This window comes from Nocardioides candidus, assembly GCF_041321175.1.
GTDB lineage: Bacteria > Actinomycetota > Actinomycetes > Propionibacteriales > Nocardioidaceae > Nocardioides.
Map to the genome: position 1 here is coordinate 107,467 of NZ_JBGGWC010000001.1, position 21,851 is coordinate 129,317.

General features: G+C 72.4%; 21 protein-coding genes. 10 read left to right on the plus strand and 11 right to left on the minus strand.

The window, feature by feature from the left end:
• Positions 1 to 10: 10 nt before the first annotated feature.
• The 3 genes from upp to pntB all read left to right on the plus strand — a co-directional run bounded on the left by upp (position 11) and on the right by pntB (position 3,776).
• A complete protein-coding gene (gene upp / locus ACAX67_RS00515) occupies positions 11 to 652 on the plus strand; it encodes a uracil phosphoribosyltransferase (RefSeq protein ID WP_370701854.1) in 642 nt (213 codons plus the stop codon).
• 146 nt (positions 653 to 798) lie between these two features.
• The gene (locus ACAX67_RS00520; RefSeq protein ID WP_370701855.1) at positions 799 to 2,346 is read left to right on the plus strand and encodes a Re/Si-specific NAD(P)(+) transhydrogenase subunit alpha; all 1,548 of its coding nucleotides are present in this window, start codon (positions 799 to 801) and stop codon (positions 2,344 to 2,346) included.
• A gap of 8 nt (positions 2,347 to 2,354) precedes the next feature.
• Positions 2,355 to 3,776 carry a Re/Si-specific NAD(P)(+) transhydrogenase subunit beta gene (pntB, locus tag ACAX67_RS00525; protein ID WP_370701856.1) on the plus strand — a complete coding sequence of 474 codons (1,422 nt, stop codon included), beginning with the start codon at positions 2,355 to 2,357 and terminating at the stop codon, positions 3,774 to 3,776.
• Positions 3,777 to 3,797: 21 nt separating this feature from the next.
• Here the strand turns inward: pntB and ACAX67_RS00530 are convergent, their stop codons facing one another.
• The 5 genes from ACAX67_RS00530 to gabT all read right to left on the minus strand — a co-directional run bounded on the left by ACAX67_RS00530 (position 3,798) and on the right by gabT (position 8,681).
• Positions 3,798 to 4,403, minus strand: a complete 606-nt coding sequence (locus ACAX67_RS00530; RefSeq protein ID WP_370701857.1) for a trimeric intracellular cation channel family protein — start codon at positions 4,401 to 4,403, stop codon at positions 3,798 to 3,800.
• 4 nt (positions 4,404 to 4,407) lie between these two features.
• Complete coding sequence (gene thpR, locus ACAX67_RS00535; protein WP_370701858.1) at positions 4,408 to 4,983, minus strand: RNA 2',3'-cyclic phosphodiesterase; 576 nt, start codon at positions 4,981 to 4,983, stop codon at positions 4,408 to 4,410.
• Entirely contained in the window at positions 4,984 to 5,700 is a 717-nt protein-coding gene (locus tag ACAX67_RS00540; RefSeq protein WP_370701859.1) for a VIT1/CCC1 transporter family protein, read from the minus strand.
• 213 nt (positions 5,701 to 5,913) lie between these two features.
• Entirely contained in the window at positions 5,914 to 7,305 is a 1,392-nt protein-coding gene (locus tag ACAX67_RS00545; protein ID WP_370701860.1) for an NAD-dependent succinate-semialdehyde dehydrogenase, read from the minus strand.
• Positions 7,302 to 8,681 (minus strand): 4-aminobutyrate--2-oxoglutarate transaminase, encoded by a 1,380-nt coding sequence (gabT, locus tag ACAX67_RS00550; RefSeq protein WP_370701861.1) that lies wholly within the window; start codon positions 8,679 to 8,681, stop codon positions 7,302 to 7,304. Before gabT ends, ACAX67_RS00545 begins: the two co-directional genes overlap by 4 nt.
• Positions 8,682 to 8,805: 124 nt before the next feature.
• Between gabT and ACAX67_RS00555 the strand changes: the two genes are divergently transcribed.
• A complete protein-coding gene (locus ACAX67_RS00555; protein WP_370701862.1) occupies positions 8,806 to 10,302 on the plus strand; it encodes a helix-turn-helix domain-containing protein in 1,497 nt (498 codons plus the stop codon).
• Here ACAX67_RS00555 and ACAX67_RS00560 read toward each other — a convergent pair.
• Positions 10,277 to 11,458 carry an acyl-CoA dehydrogenase family protein gene (locus tag ACAX67_RS00560; protein ID WP_370701863.1) on the minus strand — a complete coding sequence of 394 codons (1,182 nt, stop codon included), beginning with the start codon at positions 11,456 to 11,458 and terminating at the stop codon, positions 10,277 to 10,279. The two genes, ACAX67_RS00555 and ACAX67_RS00560, sit on opposite strands and share 26 nt — an antisense overlap.
• Before the next feature lie 336 nt (positions 11,459 to 11,794).
• Here ACAX67_RS00560 and ACAX67_RS00565 point away from each other — a divergent pair, with 336 nt between their 5' ends.
• The gene (locus tag ACAX67_RS00565; protein WP_370701864.1) at positions 11,795 to 12,061 is read left to right on the plus strand and encodes a hypothetical protein; all 267 of its coding nucleotides are present in this window, start codon (positions 11,795 to 11,797) and stop codon (positions 12,059 to 12,061) included.
• 27 nt (positions 12,062 to 12,088) lie between these two features.
• On the opposite strand, the gene ACAX67_RS00570 is transcribed toward ACAX67_RS00565, so the two are convergent.
• The 3 genes from ACAX67_RS00570 to ACAX67_RS00580 all read right to left on the minus strand — a co-directional run bounded on the left by ACAX67_RS00570 (position 12,089) and on the right by ACAX67_RS00580 (position 14,252).
• A complete protein-coding gene (locus tag ACAX67_RS00570) occupies positions 12,089 to 12,502 on the minus strand; it encodes a hypothetical protein (protein ID WP_370701865.1) in 414 nt (137 codons plus the stop codon).
• A gap of 160 nt (positions 12,503 to 12,662) precedes the next feature.
• Positions 12,663 to 12,959 carry a hypothetical protein gene (locus ACAX67_RS00575; protein WP_370701866.1) on the minus strand — a complete coding sequence of 99 codons (297 nt, stop codon included), beginning with the start codon at positions 12,957 to 12,959 and terminating at the stop codon, positions 12,663 to 12,665.
• Positions 12,960 to 13,016: 57 nt separating this feature from the next.
• A complete protein-coding gene (locus ACAX67_RS00580) occupies positions 13,017 to 14,252 on the minus strand; it encodes a hypothetical protein (protein WP_370701867.1) in 1,236 nt (411 codons plus the stop codon).
• Between the two features lie 304 nt (positions 14,253 to 14,556).
• Here ACAX67_RS00580 and ACAX67_RS00585 point away from each other — a divergent pair, with 304 nt between their 5' ends.
• Genes ACAX67_RS00585 through ACAX67_RS00595 form a run of 3 tightly spaced genes read left to right on the plus strand, consistent with a single transcriptional unit; the run spans position 14,557 to position 17,336 of the window.
• Positions 14,557 to 15,897 carry a hypothetical protein gene (locus ACAX67_RS00585; RefSeq protein WP_370701868.1) on the plus strand — a complete coding sequence of 447 codons (1,341 nt, stop codon included), beginning with the start codon at positions 14,557 to 14,559 and terminating at the stop codon, positions 15,895 to 15,897.
• A gap of 50 nt (positions 15,898 to 15,947) precedes the next feature.
• Positions 15,948 to 16,271: a putative quinol monooxygenase gene (locus ACAX67_RS00590; protein ID WP_370701869.1), complete on the plus strand. Its 324-nt coding sequence runs from the start codon at positions 15,948 to 15,950 to the stop codon at positions 16,269 to 16,271.
• A gap of 48 nt (positions 16,272 to 16,319) precedes the next feature.
• Positions 16,320 to 17,336, plus strand: coding sequence for a hypothetical protein (locus tag ACAX67_RS00595; RefSeq protein ID WP_370701870.1), 1,017 nt, complete (start codon positions 16,320 to 16,322; stop codon positions 17,334 to 17,336).
• A gap of 3 nt (positions 17,337 to 17,339) precedes the next feature.
• Here ACAX67_RS00595 and ACAX67_RS00600 read toward each other — a convergent pair whose 3' ends face one another.
• Entirely contained in the window at positions 17,340 to 17,645 is a 306-nt protein-coding gene (locus tag ACAX67_RS00600; protein WP_370701871.1) for a hypothetical protein, read from the minus strand.
• A 63-nt stretch (positions 17,646 to 17,708) separates the two neighbouring features.
• On the opposite strand from ACAX67_RS00600, the gene ACAX67_RS00605 reads away from it, so the two are divergent.
• Positions 17,709 to 18,209 (plus strand): hemerythrin domain-containing protein, encoded by a 501-nt coding sequence (locus ACAX67_RS00605; protein ID WP_370701872.1) that lies wholly within the window; start codon positions 17,709 to 17,711, stop codon positions 18,207 to 18,209.
• Between the two features lie 19 nt (positions 18,210 to 18,228).
• Positions 18,229 to 19,491, plus strand: a complete 1,263-nt coding sequence (locus tag ACAX67_RS00610) for a cation:proton antiporter (protein WP_370701873.1) — start codon at positions 18,229 to 18,231, stop codon at positions 19,489 to 19,491.
• A 3-nt stretch (positions 19,492 to 19,494) separates the two neighbouring features.
• On the opposite strand, the gene lon is transcribed toward ACAX67_RS00610, so the two are convergent.
• On the minus strand, positions 19,495 to 21,807 hold the full coding sequence (gene lon / locus ACAX67_RS00615; RefSeq protein WP_370701874.1) for an endopeptidase La: 2,313 nt from the start codon (positions 21,805 to 21,807) through the stop codon (positions 19,495 to 19,497).
• Between the last annotated feature and the right edge of the window lie 44 nt (positions 21,808 to 21,851).

Here is a 21,851-nt window from a genome sequence, read left to right on the forward strand (position 1 = left end):
GGTTCGGGCCATGCGCACCCTCGTCGTCGACCACCCCCTGGTGGCCCACAAGCTGACCGTGCTCCGCGACGAGACCACGGACTCCCCGACGTTCCGCAACCTCACCGACGAGCTCGTCACGCTCCTCGCCTACGAGGCCACCCGCGACGTCCGCGTCGACGCGCACGACATCGTCACCCCTGTGGCTCCGACGACCGGCGTGAAGCTCGCGTCGCCGCGCCCCCTCGTCGTACCCATCCTCCGCGCCGGCCTCGGCATGCTCGACGGGATGATGCGCCTGCTGCCCACCGCGGAGGTCGGCTTCCTCGGCATGGTGCGCAACGAGGAGACCCTCCAGGCGGCGACCTACGCCGAGCGGTTGCCCGACGACCTGAGCGGCCGGCAGTGCTACGTGCTCGACCCGATGCTCGCCACCGGCGGCACCCTCGCGGCTGCGATCCGGTTCCTCACCGACCGTGGCGCCGACGACATCACGGCCGTGTGCCTGCTGGCCGCGCCCGAGGGTTGCGCGCGGCTCGAGGAGCAGCTCACCGGCCTCGAGGTCCCGGTCACCGTGGTCGTCGCGGCGATGGACGAGCGGCTCAACGAGAAGGGCTACATCGTCCCGGGCCTCGGCGACGCGGGCGATCGCCTCTACGGCATCGTGGGCTGAGAGGCTCGTCACACGCTCGTCCGGGGAGCCGCCCGGGCGCGCTCCCGACGCCGGAACAGAGCGCGGACATCGTGCGGCAGGCCGTCCCGGTCTGTGTAGGTTGACGTGCGCTGGAACCCCGGACACCAGCCGGAAGCGAGGCAGTGATGCTCATCGGGATCCCCCGCGAGTCGAAGGCCGGCGAGACGCTCGTCGCCGCGACCGCGAAGACGGCAGGGCAGCTCAGCTCCCTCGGGTACGACGTCGTGGTCGAGTCGGGCGCGGGCGCGCTCGCCGACCAGGCCGACGAGGCGTTCGCCGACGCTGACGTGCGGGTCGGTACGGCCGACGAGGTCTGGAGCGCCGACATCGTCGTGAAGGTGAACGCCCCGACGGCCGAGGAGATCGGCCGGCTGCGGGCCGGTGCCACGGTCGTGTCGATGATGGCTCCCGCCCGCTCCCCCGAGCTGGTCGAGCAGCTGGCCGCCCAGGGCGTCACCGCGCTGGCGATGGACGCGGTCCCCCGCATCTCGCGCGCGCAGTCGATGGACGTGCTGTCCTCGATGGCCAACGTCGCCGGATACCGCGCGGTCGTCGAGGCGGCCCACGAGTTCGGCCGGATGTTCACCGGCCAGGTCACCGCCGCCGGCAAGATGCCGCCCGCGCGCGTGTTCGTCGTCGGCGGGGGCGTCGCGGGCCTCGCGGCGATCGGCGCGGCCGCGGCGATGGGCGCGGTCGTGCGGGCCTTCGACGTGCGGCCCGAGGTGGCCGAGCAGGTCGAGTCGCTGGGCGGCACGTTCGTCGAGGTCGACTTCGAGAGCGAGGTCTCGACCGACGGCTACGCCAAGGAGATGACGGCGGAGCAGGAGGCGGCCACGGCCGCGATGTACGACGAGGAGGCGCGCAACGCCGACATCGTCATCACCACCGCGCTGATCCCCGGACGCCCGGCGCCCAAGCTGATCCACGACGACACCGTCGCGGGCATGCGCCCGGGCAGCGTGGTCGTCGACATGGCGGCCGCCAACGGCGGCAACGTGGCCGGCACCCGGGTCGACGAGCGGGTCGTCACCGACCACGGCGTCACCATCCTCGGCTACACCGACCTCGCCGGCCGCCTGGCGGCCCAGACCTCCCAGCTCTACGGCACCAACATCGTCAACCTCTTCAAGCTGCTGACGCCTGAGAAGGACGGCACGCTGACCCTCGACATGGACGACGTCGTCCAGCGCGGCATCACCGTGACCCGGCACCAGGACGGAGGGGCCGCCGAGGTCATGTGGCCGCCCCCGGCGGTCACCGTCTCCGCCACGCCCAAGACCGTCGCGCCCGCCGCCCCCACCGCCAAGGAGGAGGGCCCGAAGCTCACCCCGCGCGGCAAGATCGCCGTGGTGCTCGGTGCCATCGCGGCCTTCTGGCTGGTCAACGCGACCGCACCCGCCCCGATCCCCCAGCACTTCACGACGCTGATGCTGGCGATCGTCATCGGCTACTACGTGATCGGCAAGGTCGCCCACGCGCTGCACACGCCGCTCATGTCGGTGACCAACGCGATCTCCGGCGTGGTCGTGGTCGGCGCGCTGCTGCAGGTCGCCAGCGACGACCACACGATCCAGGCGCTCGCCACGGTCGCGATCCTGCTCGCGTCCATCAACATCTTCGGTGGCTTCGCGGTCACCCGCCGCATGCTCGGCATGTTCAGCAAGGGAGCCTGACGAAAGCCATGGACATCCTCTCCATCACCGGCGCGGCCTACATCGTCGCCTCGCTCCTCTTCATCCTCTCCCTGGCCGGGCTCTCCCGCCACGAGTCGGCCAAGAGCGGTCTCACCTACGGCATGGTCGGCATGGGCGTCGCGCTGGCCAGCACCGTGGCGCTGGTCATCGACAACGCCAACGACACCGACAACTCCCTCGCGATCCTGCTGATGCTGGTCGCCGTCGCGATCGGTGCCGCGATCGGCCTCTGGCGCGCGCGCATCGTCGAGATGACCGGCATGCCCGAGCTCATCGCGGCGCTGCACTCGTTCGTCGGCCTCGCTGCCGTGCTCATCGGCTGGAACGGCCACCTCGAGGGCGCGCACTACTCCCTGGACAGCCTCAACAACATCCACGAGGCCGAGGTCGCGATCGGCATCTTCATCGGTGCGGTCACCTTCACCGGCTCGATCGTGGCCAACCTGAAGCTGTCGGCGAAGATGAAGTCCGCGCCGCTGATGCTGCCGGGCAAGAACTTCATCAACCTCGGCTCGCTGGCCGTCTTCGCCGTGCTGACGGCCTTGTACGTCGGCACCGACTCCAACGACAGCAGCACCGCAGACGTGCTGCTGCTCGTGCTGACCGCGCTCGCGCTGGGCCTCGGCTGGCACCTGGTCGCCTCCATCGGCGGCGGCGACATGCCGGTCGTGGTGTCGATGCTCAACAGCTACTCCGGTTGGGCCGCGGCCGCCTCGGGCTTCCTGCTCAACAACGACCTGCTCATCGTCACCGGCGCGCTCGTGGGCTCCTCGGGTGCCTACCTGAGCTACATCATGTGCAAGGCGATGAACCGCTCCTTCATCTCCGTGATCGCGGGCGGCTTCGGCATCGAGGCCCCGGCCTCGGGCGACACCGACTACGGCGAGCACCGCGAGGTCCAGGCCGCCGAGGCCGCCGAGCTGCTCGCCGGCGCGTCCTCGGTCGTCATCACCCCCGGCTACGGCATGGCGGTCGCCCAGGCGCAGTACCCCGTCGCCGAGCTGACCTCGAAGCTGCGGGCCAAGGGCGTCGAGGTCCGGTTCGGCATCCACCCGGTCGCCGGGCGCCTCCCGGGCCACATGAACGTGCTCCTGGCCGAGGCCAAGGTGCCCTACGACATCGTGCTCGAGATGGACGAGATCAACGACGACTTCCCCGACACCGACGTCGTCCTCGTCATCGGCGCCAACGACACGGTGAACCCCGCCGCCGCGGAGGACCCGACGTCGCCGATCGCCGGCATGCCGGTCCTCGAGGTCTGGAACGCGCGCAACGTCATCGTGTTCAAGCGGTCGATGGCCACCGGCTACGCCGGCGTGCAGAACCCGCTGTTCTTCCGCGACAACTCGCAGATGCTCTTCGGAGACGCCAAGGACAAGGTCGAGGAGATCATCCAGAACCTGCCCTGACCCTCCGGGAACGAGGGCCGGTCAGGAACGGGGGACGGGAGCCGTCCAGCCGCGCCGGATCGCGAGCAGCCGCCAGCCGGCGGTGAGCGCGGCCGCGGGCAGGGCGACGGTCGCCGGCTCCAGGCCGAGCTCGAAGCCGGTCGCGGCGACCGCGGACCCGGCGACGGCAGGGATGGCGTAGAGCTCGCCGAGGGTGAAGATCACCGGCACCCGGCCGGCCAGCACGTCGCGGATCACGCCGCCGCCGATCCCGGTCACCATGCCGAGGATCGCGGCGGGCAGTGGGTCGAGCCCGTGCTCGGCGGCCTTGAGCGCGCCGGCCACGCAGAACAGGCCGAGCCCGAAAGCGTCGAAGACGTTGACCACCCGCTCGATGCGGCCGAGCGCCGGGTGGAACCAGAAGGTGACCAGCCCGCCGCCGATCGCGGCCACGAGGTAGCGCCAGTCCTCCAGCGCCGCCGGCGGGGTGACGCCGATCAGCACGTCGCGCAGCCAACCGCCACCGAGGCCGGTCACCGTCGCCAGCACCAGCACCCCCACGATGTCGAGCTGTCGTCGTACGGCGACGAGCCCGCCGGAGATCGCGAACACCGACACCCCGCAGAGGTCGAGGATCAGCAGCAGCACGGCGTCACTGACCCAGCGCGATCTCGGCGAGGGTCTCGTAGCGCGGCCGGTTGCCGGGCCCCTCGCCGAGGTGCGACGCGATCACGGCCACCTCGAGGACCGGCCAGTCCGGTCCGGTGTAGGTCTCGAGCAGGCGCACCCAGCTCGTGGTGTCGGCCGGGCGCCGCAGGCGGGCGATCGTGAGGTGGGGGCGGAACCGCTGGCCGTCCACCTCGGTGCCCACGGTGACGGCGGCGTTGCGCGCGCGGCCCGCCATCCGCTCGAGCACGACGTCGGCCCCCTCGCTCTCGGGCAGCACCGCGACCGCGAGGGCACGGGTGCCGGCCGCGTCGGGGAACGCCACCGGACCGCCGAGGCGCAGCACCGGGACCGGCGTGCGCGCGAGGCCGTCGGCCAGCCGGTCGACGTACTCCTCGACGAGGTGCTCGGCGACGTCGGGGAGGAAGGCCAGCGTGACGTGGAACTGCTGCGCGAGCGTCCACCGGAACTCGCCCGCCTCGCGCCGTGGCTCGAGGAAGTCGTCGAGGTGCTCGACCGCGTCGGCGGGAGGCACGACCGCGGCGAAGAGTCGGGTGCCCACTCAGCCGATCCGGGTGCCTAGGAGGGAGCCGACGAGGAGCGTGACGCCCATCGCGAAGACGCCACCGACCACGTTGCGCGCGACCGCCGGGAGCGGCCGGGCGTAGCCCAGGCGGGCGGAGGCCCAACCGGTGAGGGCGAGGGCGAGCGCGACCGCGACCGCCGTGACGTAGAACCGCTCGGGCGACGGCAGCAGGATGGTGAGCAACGGCAGCAGCGCGCCGATCGAGAAGGACACCATGGACGACAGCGCCGCTCCCCACGGGTTCGTCACGTCGTCGATGTCGATGCCGAACTCGAGCTCGGCGTGCGTGCGGAGGACGTCCTTCGCCGTCATCTGGATCGCCGCCTGCCGGGCGACGTCGGGTGACAGCCCCCGGTCCTCGAGCATCTCGGTGAGGTGGTCGAGCTCCTCCTCGGGCATCCGCTCCAGGTCGTGACGCTCGGCCTCGATGAGCGCCAGCTCGGCGTCGCGCTGCGTCGAGACCGAGACGTACTCGCCCGCCGCCATCGACAGCGCACCCGCGACGAGCGCGGCGACCCCGGCGATGAGGATGGCGGGACGGTCGCCGGTCGCGCCGGCCACGCCCATCACGATGCCCGCGGTGGACACGATGCCGTCGTTGGCGCCGAGCACGCCGGCGCGCAGCCAGTTCAGCCGGTTGCCGAGGCCCTCGGTGTCGCCGTGCTCGTGCACCACTTCGGCAGCTGAGGTCATGTCTCTATCGTCCCTTCGCCCATGACGCGCCGCAAGCCAGGTGAGCCTGGGCTCAGGACCGCACCGACTCCCCCACCTGCTCGCCCGCGACGACCGTGCGGTCGGGCCACCGGGAGCCGTGCTCGACGCGGACGGCCACCTCCGGCAGCAACGGCTGTCAGGTCAGGTAGCCGCTGGGGTTCACGAGCGTGACGTCGACGTCGCGCCGCGCGCTCACGTCCACGCCACGCTGTAGTACTGGGTCTCCTGGAACTCGCGGATCCCCTCGCGGGCGCCCTCGCGGCCCAGGCCGCTCTGCTTGAACCCGCCGAAGGGGGCGGCCGGGTCGGAGACGATGCCGCGGTTGATGCCGACCATGCCGGCGTCGATCCGCTCGGCGATCTTCAGCGCGTCCTGCAGCCGTCCGGCATAGACGTACGCCGCCAGGCCGAACTCGGTGTCGTTGACCTGGTCGAGCATCTGCTGCTCGTCGTCCCAGACGACGACGGGCGCGACCGGGCCGAAGATCTCCTCGCCCAGGATGGGCGAGTCGGGGGCGACCCCGGTCAGCACGGTCGGCGGGTAGAACCAGCCGCGGGCGGGAGACTCGGCACGGTGCGCGACGGTCGCGCCGGCGGCGACCGCCGCGTCGACGAGCGCGCCGACGTCGGCGACCGCGCGGGCGCTGATCAGCGGGCCTATCTCGGAGGCGGGGTCGGCGCCCGGCCCGACGCGGAGCGCGTCGACGGCGGCGCCGAACGCGGCGACGAACTCGTCGGCCACGTCGGCGTGCACGTAGAACCGGTTGGCCGCCGTGCACGCCTGGCCGCCGCCGCGGAACTTCGCGACCATCGCGCCCTCCACGGCGGCGCTGATGTCGGCATCGGCGGTCACGACGAACGCGGCGTTGCCGCCGAGCTCCATGCTCGCGTTGAGCACCCGGTCGGCCGCCTGGTGGAGCAGCGTGCGGCCCACGCCGGTCGAGCCGGTGAACGAGATCTTGCGGACCCGTTCGTCCTCGAGCCACGCGGTGACGACGCCCGGAGCGTCGGTCGTCGGCACCAGGTTGACCACGCCGTCGGGCACGCCGGCCTCGCCGAGGATGCGCACGATCGCGAGCGCGGTGAGCGGGGTCTCGGCGGCCGGCTTGAGCACCACGGTGCAGCCGGCGGCCAGGGCGGGGGCGATCTTGCGGGTCGCCATCGCGGCCGGGAAGTTCCACGGCGTCACGAGCGCGGCGATGCCGACGGGCCGGTGGGTCACGAGGGTGCGGGTGCCGCTCGCGGGCGCGACGGAGTAGTCGCCCTCGCTGCGCACGGCCTCCTCGGAGTACCACCGGAAGAACTCCGCCGCGTAGGCCACCTCGGCGCGCGCGTCCGCCTGCGACTTGCCGTTCTCGGCGACGACCAGCGCCGCCAGCTCGTCGGTCGCAGCGATCAGCGCGTCGAAGGACCGGCGCAGGACCTCGGCGCGCTCGCGCGGGGTCCGCTCGGACCAGTCCGCCAAGGCCTTGGCCGCGGCGTCGACGGCCGCCGTCGCCTCGGCGGGACCGCCGTCGGGGACCTCGGCGATCACCTCGAGGGTGGCGGGGTCCTGGACGACGAAGGTGCGGTCGGCGTGGGTCATCGGGTGGCCTCGAGGATGCCGGCGAGGACGTCGAGCGCCTCGGTGAGCAGGTGGTCGGGGATCGACAACGGCGGCAGGAGGCGCAGCACGTTGCCGAAGGTGCCGCAGGTGAGGACGACGAGGCCCTGCGCGTGCGCGGCCGCGGCGACCTGCGCGGTGAGGGCCGCGTCGGGCTCGATCGTCCCGGGCCTCACCAGCTCGACCGCGATCATCGCGCCGCGGCCGCGGACGTCGCCGATCCGCGCGTCCTGCTCCTGCAGGGCGGTGAGCCGCGCGGTCACCAGCTCGCCGATCGCTCGCGCCCGCTCGACCAGGCCGTCGGCCTCGATCGTCTCGAGCACCGCGAGGGCCGCGGCGCACGCGATCGGATTGCCGCCGTACGTCCCACCCAGGCCGCCCGCGTGCGGGGCGTCCATGATCTCGGCGCGGCCGGTGACGGCGGCGAGCGGCAGGCCGCCGGCGATGCCCTTGGCGGTGACGATCAGGTCGGGCACGACGCCCTCGTGCTCGCAGGCGAAGAGGTCGCCGGTGCGGGCGAAGCCGGTCTGCACCTCGTCGGCGACGAACACCACGCCGTGGGCGCGGCACCAGTCGGCGAGGGCCGGGAGGAAGCCGGGAGCCGGCACGACGAAGCCGCCCTCCCCCTGGATCGGCTCGATCACGACCGCGGCGAGGTTGGGGGCGCCGACCTGCTTCTCGATGACCTCGATCGCCCGCCGGGCGGCGGTGGGGCCGTCGACGCCCTGCCCGCCGCCGGCACCGTCGCGGAACGGGTAGGACATCGGGGCGCGGTAGACCTCGGGCGCGAACGGACCGAAGCCGTGCTTGTACGGCATGTTCTTCGCGGTCAGCGCCATCGTCAGGTTGGTGCGGCCGTGGTAGCCGTGGTCGAACGCGACGACGGCCTGGCGGCCGGTGTGCGAGCGCGCGATCTTCACTGCGTTCTCGACGGCCTCGGCGCCGGAGTTGAAGAGGGCCGTGCGCTTCTCGTGGTCGCCCGGCGTCAGGCGGTTGAGCGCCTCGGCGACCTCCACGTAACCGTCGTAGGGCGTGATCATGAAGCAGGTGTGGGTGAAGGCCGCGGCCTGGGCCGCGACGGCCGCCGCCACCCGCGGGTTGCTGTTGCCGACCGTCGTCACGGCGATGCCGGAGCCGAGGTCGATCAGCGAGTTGCCGTCGACGTCGACGATCACGCCGCCGCCCGCCGCGACGGTGTAGACGGGCAGCATCGTGCCGACCGCACGGGTGACCGCGGCCTCCTTCCGGGCGGCGAGCTCGCGAGAGCGCGGCCCGGGGACCTCGGTGACCAGGCGTCGCTCCTGCGGCAGGTCCGGTCCACCCACGGCGGTCGGGGTGGTGGCGAGGTCAGCGGTCATGGTCGGCTCCTGTCGGACGGGCGGTCCTCCCGACGGTAGGAGCGACGCCTCGAGGTCTGCCATGGCAGATGTGCACAATCTGTTGTTCGACACTGTGCGAGACTGCTCCGATGGTGACGACGCCATGGTGACGATGGGGGACCTGCTGGACGAGCGCGACCTCGCGCTGCTGCCGGTCCACCTCGTCGCCCGGTCCGCCTCCGTGCGCTGGGTGGCCACCAGCGAGCTGGTCGACCCGACGCCGTACCTCGAGGGCGGCGAGGTGCTGCTCACGACCGGGTTGGAGACCAAGGGCTGGCGCAGCGAGTGGCGGGCCTACGCCGACCGGCTCGCCGCCGCCGGTGTCGCCGCGCTGGGCCTGGCGGTGGGCCTCACCCACGACCGGCCCCCGAAGGCCCTCGTGGCCGCGTGCGAGCGGGCCGGGCTCAACCTGTTCGAGGTGCCGCGACCCACCACCTTCGTCGCGATCTCCCGGACGGTCGCGCGGCTGCTGGAGGGCGAGCGCGAGCAGGCCGCCCGCCAGTCCATGGACGCCCAGCGCGCGCTCACCCAGGCCGCCCTCGAGGTCGACGACGCCGCCTCCGTCGTACGACGGCTGGCGACCCTCGTCGACGGCGCGGCCGTGACGGTGACCCGTGACGGCACCGCGGTGACCGGGCCCTACGGACCGCGCGCGGCCGCACTCGACCTCGCGGTCGTGCGCGTTGAGGTCGACCGGATCCGTCCGCAGGGCCTGCGCGCCGCGGCGAGCGCGTCGATCGGCGCGGGCACGACCGTCGTGCGCCCGCTCGGGGTCCGGTCGCGGCCCGAGGAGTGGCTCGCCGTGCTCGTCCCGGGCCGGAGCGGCGACGTCGACCGGGTGGCCATCACCACCGCCGTGTCGCTGCTGGGTCTCGGCCTCGAGCGCGCCCGGGAGCGGCGGGCGACCGCGCGCCAGCTGCGGGCGCGCGCGATCGAGCTGCTGCTCGCCGACGACCTCCGCACCGCGCGCATCGTGCTGGGCGCGGCCACCGCGACCGGCGGACCCGCACCGCGGCTGCCGCGGGAGGTGCGGCTGCTCCGTGCCCGCGGCACCGCCGACCTGCTGGACGACGCGCTCGGCATCCTCGAGGGCGAGCGGCTGCTCGCCGCCGCGGTCGAGGCCGAGCTCGTCGTGGTGGCCGGGGCCCGGCGCGCGCCGGCCATCGCCCAGGTCCTGGCCGAGCGCGGGCTCCAGGTCGGGGTCGGTCGCGCCGTACCGCTCGAGCAGAGCGCCGCCAGCCACGACACCGCCGGCCACGCGCTCGCCGCGGCCACCCGCACGGTGCCCCTGCGCACGTGGGACGACCTCGCGGGCACCGGCGTGCTCGGCCTGCTCGGCGAGGACCGCGCCGCGGCCTTCGCGGAGTCGTTCCTCGCGCCGCTCGCCGACGAGCCGGCGCTGGTCGAGACCCTCGCCGCGTTCCTGCGCCAGCACGGCTCCCGCGGCGAGACCGCCGCCGAGCTCGGCGTGCACCGCAACACCGTGCGCAACCGGATCGAGCAGGTCGAGGCGCTCCTCGGCGCCTCCCTCGACGACCCCCAGGTCCGGGTGGACGCGTGGGTGGCGCTGGCGGCTACCGGAAGGCGGGGATCCCCGTGAGCGCCTGGCCGAGCACCAGCGTGTGCATCTCCACCGTGCCCTCGTAGGTGAGCACCGACTCGAGGTTGTTGGCGTGGCGGATCACCGGGAACTCCAGGGAGATCCCGTTGGCGCCGAGCACCGTACGGGCGGTGCGGCAGATCTCCAGCGCGGCGCGCACGTTGTTGAGCTTGCCGATGCTGACCTGCTCGGGGGTCAGCGTGCCGGCGTCCTTGCGGCGGCCGAGGTGCAGGGCGAGGAGCAGGCCCTTGGTGTACTCCAGGTGCATCTCCACGAGCTTGTGCTGCGTGAGCTGGAAGCCGGCGATCGGCTTGTCGAACTGGGTGCGTTGGCCGGCGTACGTCACGGCGGCCTCGAGCGAGGAGCGGGCCGCGCCGAGCGATCCCCAGACGATGCCGAAGCGGGCCTCGGTGAGGCAGCTCAGCGGACCACGGAGACCGCGGACCTCGGGAAGCACCGCGGACGCGGGCAGCCGCACTCCGTCCAGCACCAGCTCGCTGGTGACCGAGGCGCGCAGCGACATCTTGTGCTTGATCAGCGGCGCGGAGAAGCCGGGGGAGTCCGTGGGCACGACGAAGCCGCGGATGCCGTCGTCGGTCTGCGCCCAGACGACGGCGACGTCGGCGATCGTGCCGTTGGTGATCCACATCTTCCGCCCGTCGAGCACCCAGTCGCCCGCGGCGTCCTGGCGCGCGCGGGTGCGCATGCTCGCAGGGTCGGAGCCGGCGTCGGGCTCGGTCAGGCCGAAGCAGCCGATCGCCTCGCCCGTCGCCATCCGCGGCAGCCACTCCTGCTTCTGCTCCTCCGAGCCGTGGCGCCAGATCGCATACATCGCCAGGGACCCCTGGACCGACACGAGGGAGCGGATCCCGGAGTCCGTGGCCTCGAGCTCGAGGCAGGCCAGGCCGTAGTCGACGGCCGACATGCCGGCGCAGCCGTAGCCCTCCAAGTGCATGCCGAGCACGCCGAGGGAGCCGAGCTCCTTGACGAGGCCGCGCACGTCGTCGATCTCGCCGCGCTCGAACCAGTCCGCGACGTGCGGGGCGATCCGCTCGGCGCAGACCTGCCGCACGGAGGCGCGCACCGCCTTCTCCTCCGGCGTGAGCAGGTCGTCGATCCCCGCGAGGTCGAGGTCCGGCGGGGGGTGCATGGTCATGGTCGGGTCTCCTCCTCCAGCCAGCCCGGATCTCGGCGCCGTGCTGGTCCAGCCGCGGTGGCGCAGCGTAGTCGGTGACGGGCGTGCGCCCGTAGCGGACATCAACGTCGAGGACGTCCCGCAGCCCCACCGCCTCGCCGAGCGCGGCTGGTAGCCCGGCCTGACCACGTCGGCCCGATCCGCCGTGACCTCCCCGGGTGGTCCGAACATGTCATTTCGGCCACACCGGTGGAAAACGCGAGACTTTGCGGCCCGTGGGGTCTCTAATGGTCGAACAGGTCGGCGATGGGGCGTGACCACAGGATCGGGCCCCGGCCGACAGACACGGGGGAACCGATGCCTTCAGATCCGCACCGCACCGCGACAGGCGTCGCGGCCTGCACCGTGGAAGCCGCCCACCGGCGCGACCACGAGCACGGCCTCGACAGCGACTCCTGCCATCCGCACGTCGTCGAGGTCATCCACCTCGGCACGCAGGCCATCTGCGTGTGCCACGACTGCCGCGCCGACTCGGGGTTCCTGCCCCGGCGCGAGGCCGAGGCGCTCGCCGCTGATCACCGGGTGGTCACGCTCGACGTGAGTGTCGAGCTCCGGAGCGCCTGACCCCACCTGTCGCGTCTCCGCGAGGCATCAGGAGGACCGGTTGCCGTCCTCGACCAGGATCAGGATGCCGGAGATGATGTTGCAGAAGAGGAGTGTGCAGACGCCGAGCGAGGTGTGCTTGCGGCGGTCGCGGGCTCCCTTGTGGATGTTGATCGTCATCGGGATGAACCAGGCGAGCGCGATGAGCCCGATGCCGCAGGTGGCCAGGATGATGACGCCGAGGTAGACCCAGTTGATGACCGCAGCCGCGACGTACATGCCGCTCGCCGACTGCTGCTGCAGCGCCTGCGGTGGGTATCCGTAGAAGACGGGCACGGCGGGATAGGTCGGGACGGCCGGCACTCCCGGTGGCGACGGCACGACCGGCTGCCCAGGCAGCTCGCCCCATGAACCCGGCACCGGAGGTTGCTGCGGGTAGGGCTCGTAGGGGCCTTGACTCATACGCGGAACGGTAGAGAGCCTCGATGGCGACCGCTGGGGAACAAGGAATCCCGCGTGGCTCGGCTCGTATGCGGAGATACCACCAGCCTCGCGGCACGACCGGCCAACAGAACGTGTTCGGACGACCGAGGTCAGGTCCGAGCCCACGCCCGCGGCGAAGTCACTCGGCGGCGTTGCTCGCCCTGAGCTGGTGCAGCTCGTCGGTCGTGACTCGGTGGGGGTCGGTGACCTTCCAGCCCGCTACCGCCGCGAGGGCGACCGGGATGACGAGGATGACGATGCCGGAGACGGGTGTCGGCACGGCCGCGATCGCGTCGCCCGCCTTGTCCGCCGACGAGTCGGCGTCCCAGAACACGACGCCGAGGACCCAGGTCAGCAGCGTCGTCAGAGCCGCCCCGAGGCCGGCCCCGGCCGTGGACGCGATCGCCTTGGGGCTGACGGGATTCTGCACGCTCATCGCTGGCCGACCTCTCGACCGCGGAGGTTGTCTCTCACGAAGGCATCCTGGCAGCAATCAGGTGCGGAGGTGGAGGTTGATGCGGGGTCCGTCGGTGTAGACCTCTCCGACGGGTCGGGTCTGGTCGGGGGTGTGGAGGAGCCGGATGCGGTGGGTGCCGGTGGGGGTGACCAGGCGTGCGAGGCCGTGGGGGCTGGACCAGCGGTAGACCGCGAGGTCGAGCTGGTCGCAGCGGTAGGCCAGGTGGGTCTTGGCCCGGTGGTGGCGTCGGGTCAGGGGTGCGTCGTTGTGGTCACCGGTCTGCCCGGCCGGCCCGTCGGGGTCGTAGGGGTGAGGGTGGTCGTGGTCCAGGCGTTTCAACCCTCGGCTGGTGGAGTGGGGGAACACGTCACCGCCGGTCCTGAGCAGGGTGCGTTGCTTCACGAGGGTGGGGTGCTCATAGCCGCTGACCCGGGTGGTCTTGTTGAGGTCGACCACCGGGAGGACCTCGACGTCGCGGTCTCGGAGGAGGTCGCCGAGCTGGTCGATGAGGATCGGGCCGAAGTCCTCCACCCGCGCGACCCCGGCCAGGATCCCGCACAGGACCAGGTCGGTGACGTGGACGATCACCTGCGCCGGACGACGATCACGTCGCCGCTTGACCGGCCGAACCTCGTCAGGACCAGGCTGCGACGGGTCGGGGTGGGTGGGGTCGGTGTCCTGGGTGGCCAGGAACGCTGCGGCCTTCTCCGGTGCGGTCAGCAACATCTCGAACGCCGCGGTGCGGCACTCCTGGATCGAGGGCCGGTCACCGGCGGCGTCGGCCTCGGAGTGCTCGTAGAGCGCTTCGGCGAGGTCCTCGACGTTCTCATGACCACGCACCGCGGCCCCGGTGGGCAGCTTCGCGCTGATCCGCCGCGTCGCCGGCTCCCCGGTCTCCTCCACCACCTCACCGGGACGCACCCGCGACAGCCACACCCCGGTGCGGCGGGCGTCCTCCTCCAACCGCGCCCGGTGCGCGGCGGGGTCGGCCTCGATGATCTTGGCCTCCGCGATCCGCAACAGCTCCCCCGGCGGCTGCAACCGCGCCCGCCAGATCGCCGCGTCCACCACCCCGACCCGGTCAGCGGGGAGCCTGCGGGTCATCCGGGCGATCTTGCGACCCACCCACGCATCGACCTCCAACCCCACCACCGCCGAGAGCAGCCGGGGAAGCCGGTGCCGCAGGTCCAACGCATCGGCCGCATCGTGCTCGGTCGCGACCACCCCCGCCTGCCGCGCCCACGCCAGCTCAGCGAAACACAGATCCGCCACCCCCGGCGTCCCCTCACCACCGATCCGCCGCAGGTGATCACCACCCCGCCGCTTCGACACCGCCCCCGGCGCCTCCTGCGGATCACCCGAGTGCAGGTCACACCACGCCAACAACACCCCCAGGTCCCCCACCTCCGCCCGACGCCGCTCCCGCACACACTCCTCCGATGCAGCGAGCACACCCGCAGCATCGAGATCGGAGAGATCAACGAACGCCATGTCCTGATTCTAATAGAACAATTGTTCGAAAGCAAGCAATGCGAAACGGCCGACGCGAGCGATCTCGGGTGAGAGATTGGACGGCATGCGGCGTACTCCTGCACTCCCGGTCCTCCTCGCCGGCACCCTCGCGCTCAGCCTCGGCCCCGCCCTCGCGCTCTCCGCCGCCAGCGAGGCCCGGGCCGGCACCCCCACCTGCCACGACCGGGCCGCGACCGTCGTCGGGACGCCCGGCGGGACGGTCCGCGGCACCGACGGACCCGATGTCGTCGTGACGAACGGTGCCGCGCGCACCGCGACCGGTGCCGGCGACGACCTCGTCTGCGTCACCGGCGGCTCGCGCAAGGAGGACGCGGACGTGCAGACCGACGACGGCGACGACGTCATCGACGGCAGCGCGGCGGGGACCGGTACGACGCGCGCCTACCTCGGCGAGGGCGACGACTCCTACACCGGCTTCCCCGGCCCCGACGTCGTCTTCGCCGGTGACCCGGGCGAGGGCCACGCGGGCGAGGGCAGTGACGTCGTGACCACCGGCGCCGGTGCCGACGTCGTGGTGACCGGAGGCACCTCGGCAGCCCCTGACCACGACAGCATCGACGTCGGCGCCGGTCGTGACGGCGTCCGGGTGGAAGGACCCGTCGACCCGGCCCTCTCGATGACGGGCGGCGCCGGCCGCGACGAGCTGACGCTGGATCGTGGCAGCCTGCGCCAGGCGCTCACGATCGACAACGCCGAAGGACGGGCGACCGCCGACGACGTGGCGGTGATGACCTGGTCGAGCATGGAGGACTTCCGCCTCACACCGTTCCCGCGGTGGGAGGCGCCCTCCTTCATCGGTGGTGACGGTCCCGAACGCGTCTGGACGTCGGTGCCCCTGGCCGAGGCCCGCATGGGCGGTGGCGACGACCGGGTCGACCAGGACGTCTGGGAGGGCCCGCTGCTCGCCGACGCGTTCTTCGACGGCGGCCGAGGAGAGGACACCTTCGTCCTGATGGCCGGCTCCGGCGACCAGGCCGAACGCGTCGTCTACGACCGGCGCAACGGGTCGATGCTCTTCGAGCGCGACCGGCAGCACCACAGCGACCTGCAGGTCGACGGCTTCGACCGGTTCCGGTGGTCGGCCGTCACCCTCGAGGTCCACGGCACCGCCCGCCCCGACCACTTCGAGTGGCTCGGCTGCCACGGCGTCGTCGCCGGGCGGGGTGGCGACGACGTGCTGCGACTGCGGAGCGACGAGGACGCCGGCTGCGGGACGTACGGCGCGGACGCCGACCTCGTCACCCGCGGCGGACCGGGTGACGACCGGTTGCTCGGCAACTTCCTGCCCGACATCCTCATCGGTGGCCCCGGCCATGACGTCACGCGCGGCGCCGGGGGCCAGGACCGGTGCGTCGCCGAGACCGAGGTCGACTGCGAGCGCTGACCTCCGCGACGCGACCTAACCTGGACACACCGACGTCCCAGGAGGCCCCCTTGATCTTCATCACCGCCAAGTTCCGCATCCAGCCCGAGCACGCCGACGACTGGCCGGAGATCTCGCGGTCCTTCACCGAGGCCACGCGCGCCGAGGACGGCTGCCTGTGGTTCGACTGGTCGCGCAGCCTGGACGACCCGACGGAGTACGTGCTCGTCGAGGCCTTCCGCGACGGCGCCGCCGGTGGCGCCCACGTCAGCAGCGAGCACTTCAGGGCGGCACAGGAGTCGCTGCCGCCGTACCTCGCCGAGACGCCGCGCATCGTCAACTTCGAGGTGCCCGGCACCGCGTGGTCCGAGCTCGGCGAGATGGCCGTCGACTGATCCGTACCCGGTGCGGAACGCGACGGTCGTCGCTACCGTCGTAAGACCGTGAAGCCGCGCACCATCCTGGCCGTCGTCGTCGCCCTCACCGCGGCGACGCTGGCCGCCTGCGGCGACGACACCTCGCGCGTGGCCCCGCGCGAGGTGGCCGCCACCTCGACCGACGGCCCGCTGCCGGCACCAGCACCCGGGTCCCGGTGGCTCTCGTGGCACGACGTCGCCGTGCAGGTCCCGGCCGCGTGGGACGCGGGCTACGAGCCGCAGACGGACTGGTGCGTGGGCCAGCCGAAGCCCGAGGAGCCCGCCCCCGCGCCCTACTTCGCGCTCGGCCCGTCGTCGGGAGCGGTCCTCGACATCTGGTGCGCGGACAGCGGTGAGAGCGGCCCCGAGGAGTTCGGACCGGCCCCCATGTTCCTGTGGGCACCGCACATCGTGCTCGAGCCGAGCGACGGTCGACCCGACAAGACCCTGGAGTACGACGGCTGGACGATGACGTCGCGGACCGTCGGCGACGTCCGCGTGCGGATGCTCACCCGCGACGCGGACGACGACGTCGATGCCGCCGCGATCCTCGCCAGCGCGCGTCAGTTCAGGCTCGACGACCACGGCTGCGCGCCCACCTCGCCGGTCCAGTCGCCCGACTTCGTCCGGCCACGTCCGTTCGACGTCACCGCCGTCACCGCGGCCGACTCGATCTCCCTCTGCCAGTACTCCCGGACGCACGAAGCCGAGGCGCCGGCGCTGGTCGGGTCGCGACGCATCGAAGGCGACGCGGCCCAGCGGCTGCTCCACGGTCTCCAGGAGGCCCCGGCCGGCACCGGTCCGGACAAGCCTCGGAACTGCGTCGACGACTACTACGGCGACACCGCCATCGCGATCCGGATCCACCACGACGGCCGCACCGACGACGTCCACGCCTACTACGACTGGTGCTTCGGCAACGGCACGGACGACGGCACGCAGCACCGCGAGCTCACCTCCCGGACCTGTGCTCCCCTCTTCGCCGGGACGGTGCGCCTGTTCAGCTACAGCTCGTTCCTCGCGCCGATCTGCCACCCGGACTGAGCACTAGGGGCTGCCGTCGGGCTCCGGCACCTCGGCCGACCACCGCGTACGGCGCTCCTCGTCGGTCTGCTCCCACCACGGCGGTGTGCCGCGCTCCCCGAGCGCGAGCTTCGCGGCCTGCACGCCGTCGCGCGCCGCACGTTCGCCGTCGGTGCCCTTCGTGCGGCGGACCTCCCGCCGCCACGCCATCAGGACCCGGACGAGCTGCTCCCGCCGTACCTCGGGGATCAGCGGGTCGGTCGCCCGCCAGCGCCGCCCGTCGATCACGCGGTAGCGCCCGTCGGGCGTCAGCGGAGGCCTCTCGCTCACCGGCCCAGCCTAGGCACGACCCGGCCCCTCGTTACGCGCGGACGTTGCGGGTACCTCCACCCCATGCCGACCGATGCCATCGTCCTGCTCAAGCAGGACCACAAGGAGATCCGCAAGCTCTTCCGCTCGTTCGAGGCCGCCGGTGAAGGCGCGAGGAAGGAGAAGGAGCGGCTCGTCAAGAAGATGATCGAGCTGCTCACGATCCACACCTACATCGAGAACGAGGTCATGTACCCGCGCGTGCGCGAGCTGCTCCCCGACCTCGAGGACGACGTCCTGGAGTCCTACGAGGAGCACCACGTCGCAGACGTGCTCGTCAGCGAGCTCTACGCGATGAAGCCGAGCCACGAGCGGTACGACGCCAAGACGACCGTCCTGATCGAGAGCGTGACGCACCACATGGACGAGGAGGAGCAGGACTGGTTCCCCAAGGTCCGTGAGGGTCTCGGGCGCAAGGCGCTGCAGGAGATCGGGGCGGACATGGAGAAGGCGCGCAAGAAGGCGCCCAAGAAGCCCACCCAACCGAGCGCGCTGAAGAAGACCGTCGACGCCGTCATCTCCTGACGGGCCTCGCGCCTGACCGATGACCAGCGACCTCGTCTACGTCGTCATCGGGGGCGGTCTGCTGCTCGCGATCGTGCTGCCGGCCCTGCTGGACCGGTGGGCGGTGTCGGCGCCGATGGTCCTGGTGGCGGTCGGCTTCCTCGTCGGGCTGACCCCCCTCCCCGACGGCCTGCCGCTCGACCCCGGGCACAACAGCGAGGTGATCGAGCACGTCACCGAGCTCGTCGTGATCGTCGCACTCATGGGCGTCGGCCTCGCCCTCGACCGACCGCTCGACCTGCGCAGCAGGAGCTCGTGGGCGTCGTGGGGATCGACCTGGCGGATGCTCGCCGTCGCGATGCCGCTCACGATCGGTGCGGTCGCGCTGCTCGGCGTCACCGTCGGACTGGGCGCTGGGACCGCCCTCCTGCTGGGGGCGGCCCTCGCGCCGACCGATCCCGTGCTCGCCTCCGACGTGCAGGTCGCGGGTCCGCAGACCGGCGACCACGAGGTCGACGAGCCCGACGAGCTCCGCTTCACCCTCACCAGCGAGGCCGGTCTCAACGACGCCCTCGCCTTCCCCTTCGTGTTCCTCGCCCTGCTCGTCGCGGCCGGCGGCATGTCCGGCCAGGACTGGGCGCAGTGGATCGGCTGGTACGTCGTCGGCAAGGTGCTGCTGGGCATCCTCGTCGGCGTCGTGGTCGGTCACGTGCTCGCGAGGTTCGCCTTCCGCTCACGCAGCGAGTCGCTGCGCGTGGCCGAGCGGGGCGAGGCGCTGATGTCGCTGGCGGCTCTCGTGACGGCGTACGGACTGACCGAGGTCGCCCACGGCTACGGCTTCCTGGGCGTCTTCGCGTGCGCCATGACCTTCCGCTCCGCGGAGCGCTCGCACGACTACCACGCAGCGATGCACGAGGTGACCGAGCGGCTCGAGCGATTGCTCACCCTCCTGGTCCTGCTCGTCCTGGGGATCGCGGTGAGCCGAGGCCTGCTCGCCGAGCTCGACTGGCGCGGCGTGCTGATCGGGCTCGCGCTCATCTTCGTCGTACGACCCCTCTCCGGCATCGTGGCGCTCCACCGCTCGCAGTCGCACATGAGCCGCGGCCAGAAGCTGGCGGTCGCGTTCTTCGGCGTGCGCGGCATCGGCTCGATCTACTACGTGGCCTACGCCTCCGGCCAGCAGCCGGGCCTGGGCACGGACGAGGTGTGGGCGACGATCGCCTTCACCGTCGTCGCGTCCGTGATCATCCACGGGACCCTGGCCTCGCCGGCGCTGCGCCGGGTCGACGCAGCGTCGGCGTAGCGGTCACGCGGCCGCGGTCGCCCCGGCCACAGCCGGCTCCAGCGCCGTCGCGAGGATCTCGCGCACGTCGGACACGACGTGCACCGTCACCGCGTCGAGCACCTCGGCGGGCACGTCGTCGAGGTCGGGCTCGTTGCGCTGCGGCAGGTAGACCTCGGTCAGCCCGGCCCGCTGCGCGGCGAGCAGCTTCTGCTTCACCCCGCCGATCGGCAGCACCCGTCCGGTCAGCGACACCTCGCCGGTCATGCCCACCTCGGCCCGCACGTTGCGGCCGGTGAGCAGCGAGACCAGCGCGGTCGTCATGGTCACGCCGGCCGACGGACCGTCCTTCGGCACCGCGCCCGCGGGCACGTGCAGGTGGATCGGCCGGTCCAGGAGCGCCGCGTCGAGGCCGAGCTCCGCCGCGTGCGATCGCACGTAGGAGAGGGCGATCTGCGCGGACTCCTTCATCACGTCGCCCAGCTGGCCGGTGATCGTCAGCCCGCCCTCACCGGGCAATGACGATGCCTCGATGAAGAGCACGTCGCCGCCCATGCCGGTGACCGCGAGCCCCGACGCGACGCCCGGCACGGCGGTGCGCTCGCGCGACTCGGGCGTGAAGCGCGGCCGCCCGACGAGGTCCTTCAACCCGTCGACGTCGACCACCGCCGGCAGGTCGCCGAGCGCGAGCTTGCGGAACGCCTTCGCGAGCAACCGCTCGAGCACGCGTACGCCGGCCTCGCGGGTGTAGTTGGCGGCCAGCTCCCGCAGCGCGTCGTCGCTGACGGCGACCTCGTCGGCCGTCACCGCGGCGCGCTCCAGCTGTCGCGGCACCAGGAAGTCGCGCGCGATGGCGACCTTCTCCTCCTCCGTGTAGCCGTCGATCGTGACGAGCTCCATGCGGTCGAGCAGCGCCGGTGGGATGGTCTCGAGCACGTTGGCCGTGGCGATGAACAGCACGTCGGACAGGTCGAGGTCGAGCTCGAGGTAGTGGTCGCGGAACGTGTGGTTCTGCGCCGGGTCGAGCACCTCGAGCAGCGCAGCCGCGGGGTCGCCGCGGAAGTCCGAGCCCACCTTGTCGATCTCGTCGAGCAGCACGACCGGGTTCATCGTGCCGGCCTCCTTCACGGCGCGGACGATGCGCCCGGGGAGCGCGCCGACGTAGGTCCTGCGGTGGCCGCGGATCTCCGCCTCGTCGCGCACCCCGCCGAGGGCGACCCGCACGAACTTCCGGCCCAGCGCACGCGCCACGGACTCTCCGAGCGACGTCTTGCCGACGCCCGGAGGCCCGGCCAGCAGGATGACCGCGCCGGAGCCGCGGCCGCCGACGACCGACAGCCCGCGCTCCTCGCGGCGGGAGCGCACGCCGAGGTACTCCACGATCCGCTTCTTCACCTCGTCGAGGCCGTGGTGGTCGGCGTCGAGCACCTCGCGCGCACCGACCAGGTCGGTGTTGTCGGCGGTCCGCTCGCTCCACGGGAGCTCGAGGACCGTGTCGAGCCAGGTGCGGATCCAGCCGCCCTCCGGGCTCTGGTCGCTGGACCGCTCGAGCTTGTCGACCTCGCGCAGCGCTGCCTCGCGCACCGCGTCGGGGAGGTCGGCGCCCTCGACCCGCGCCCGGTAGTCGTCGGAGCCCTCGCCGTCGGTCTCGCCGAGCTCCTTGCGGATGGCGCGGAGCTGCTCGCGCAGCAGGTACTCCCGGTTGCGCTTCTCGACCGACTCCCGCACGTCCTCGCTGATCTTGTCGCTGACCTCGGCCTCGGCGAGGTAGTCGCCGGTCCACTCGACGAGCAGCTCGAGGCGCCGCTCCACGTCGGGGGTCTCGAGCAGCTCGCGCTTGCGGTCGTTGGAGAGGTACGGCGCCCAGCCCGCCGTGTCCGCCAGCGTGGACGGGTCGTCGATCGCGTTGACGGTGTCGACGATCTGCCACGCCTCGCGCTTCTGGAGCACGGCCACGACGAGCTTCTTGTACTCCGCCGCCAGCTCCAGCACGCGCTCGCTCGGAGCGGCCTCCTCGACCGGCTCCACCTCTACCCAGAGCGCAGCGCCCGGACCGGTCACGCCGTTGCCGATGCGGGCACGCTCGCCGGTGCGCAGCAGCGCCGCCGGGACGCCGCCGCGGAACTTGCCGACCTTCTCGAGCGCCGCCACGACGCCGTACGACGCGTAGCGGTCGTCGAGACGGGGCGCGACCAGGATCTCGTCGAGATCCGCCGCGCGAGCGGCGTCGACCGCCGCCTGGGCCGGCTCGTCGAGCTCGATGGGGACGACCATGCCCGGGAGCAGGACGACGTCATCGAGGAGGAGGACCGGCAGCTGCTTGCGAACTTGAGTCATGTCGGCTCAACTCGCGTCGCGTCCACCACGTTCCCGCCGCTCGT

Bases quoted from the DNA above. Each gene is read 5' to 3' on its own strand.
- ACAX67_RS00520 (WP_370701855.1), top strand. From the start codon at position 799: ATGCTCATCGGGATCCCCCGCGAGTCGAAGGCCGGCGAGACGCTCGTC.
- ACAX67_RS00605 (WP_370701872.1), top strand. From the start codon at position 17,709: ATGCCGACCGATGCCATCGTCCTGCTCAAGCAGGACCACAAGGAGATC.
- ACAX67_RS00575 (WP_370701866.1), bottom strand. From the start codon at position 12,959: ATGAGCGTGCAGAATCCCGTCAGCCCCAAGGCGATCGCGTCCACGGCC.
- upp (WP_370701854.1), top strand. From the start codon at position 11: ATGCGCACCCTCGTCGTCGACCACCCCCTGGTGGCCCACAAGCTGACC.
- pntB (WP_370701856.1), top strand. From the start codon at position 2,355: ATGGACATCCTCTCCATCACCGGCGCGGCCTACATCGTCGCCTCGCTC.
- ACAX67_RS00565 (WP_370701864.1), top strand. From the start codon at position 11,795: ATGCCTTCAGATCCGCACCGCACCGCGACAGGCGTCGCGGCCTGCACC.
- ACAX67_RS00610 (WP_370701873.1), top strand. From the start codon at position 18,229: ATGACCAGCGACCTCGTCTACGTCGTCATCGGGGGCGGTCTGCTGCTC.
- ACAX67_RS00540 (WP_370701859.1), bottom strand. From the start codon at position 5,700: ATGACCTCAGCTGCCGAAGTGGTGCACGAGCACGGCGACACCGAGGGC.
- ACAX67_RS00560 (WP_370701863.1), bottom strand. From the start codon at position 11,458: ATGACCATGCACCCCCCGCCGGACCTCGACCTCGCGGGGATCGACGAC.
- gabT (WP_370701861.1), bottom strand. From the start codon at position 8,681: ATGACCGCTGACCTCGCCACCACCCCGACCGCCGTGGGTGGACCGGAC.
- ACAX67_RS00570 (WP_370701865.1), bottom strand. From the start codon at position 12,502: ATGAGTCAAGGCCCCTACGAGCCCTACCCGCAGCAACCTCCGGTGCCG.
- lon (WP_370701874.1), bottom strand. From the start codon at position 21,807: ATGACTCAAGTTCGCAAGCAGCTGCCGGTCCTCCTCCTCGATGACGTC.
- ACAX67_RS00545 (WP_370701860.1), bottom strand. From the start codon at position 7,305: ATGACCCACGCCGACCGCACCTTCGTCGTCCAGGACCCCGCCACCCTC.
- ACAX67_RS00555 (WP_370701862.1), top strand. From the start codon at position 8,806: ATGGTGACGATGGGGGACCTGCTGGACGAGCGCGACCTCGCGCTGCTG.
- ACAX67_RS00585 (WP_370701868.1), top strand. From the start codon at position 14,557: ATGCGGCGTACTCCTGCACTCCCGGTCCTCCTCGCCGGCACCCTCGCG.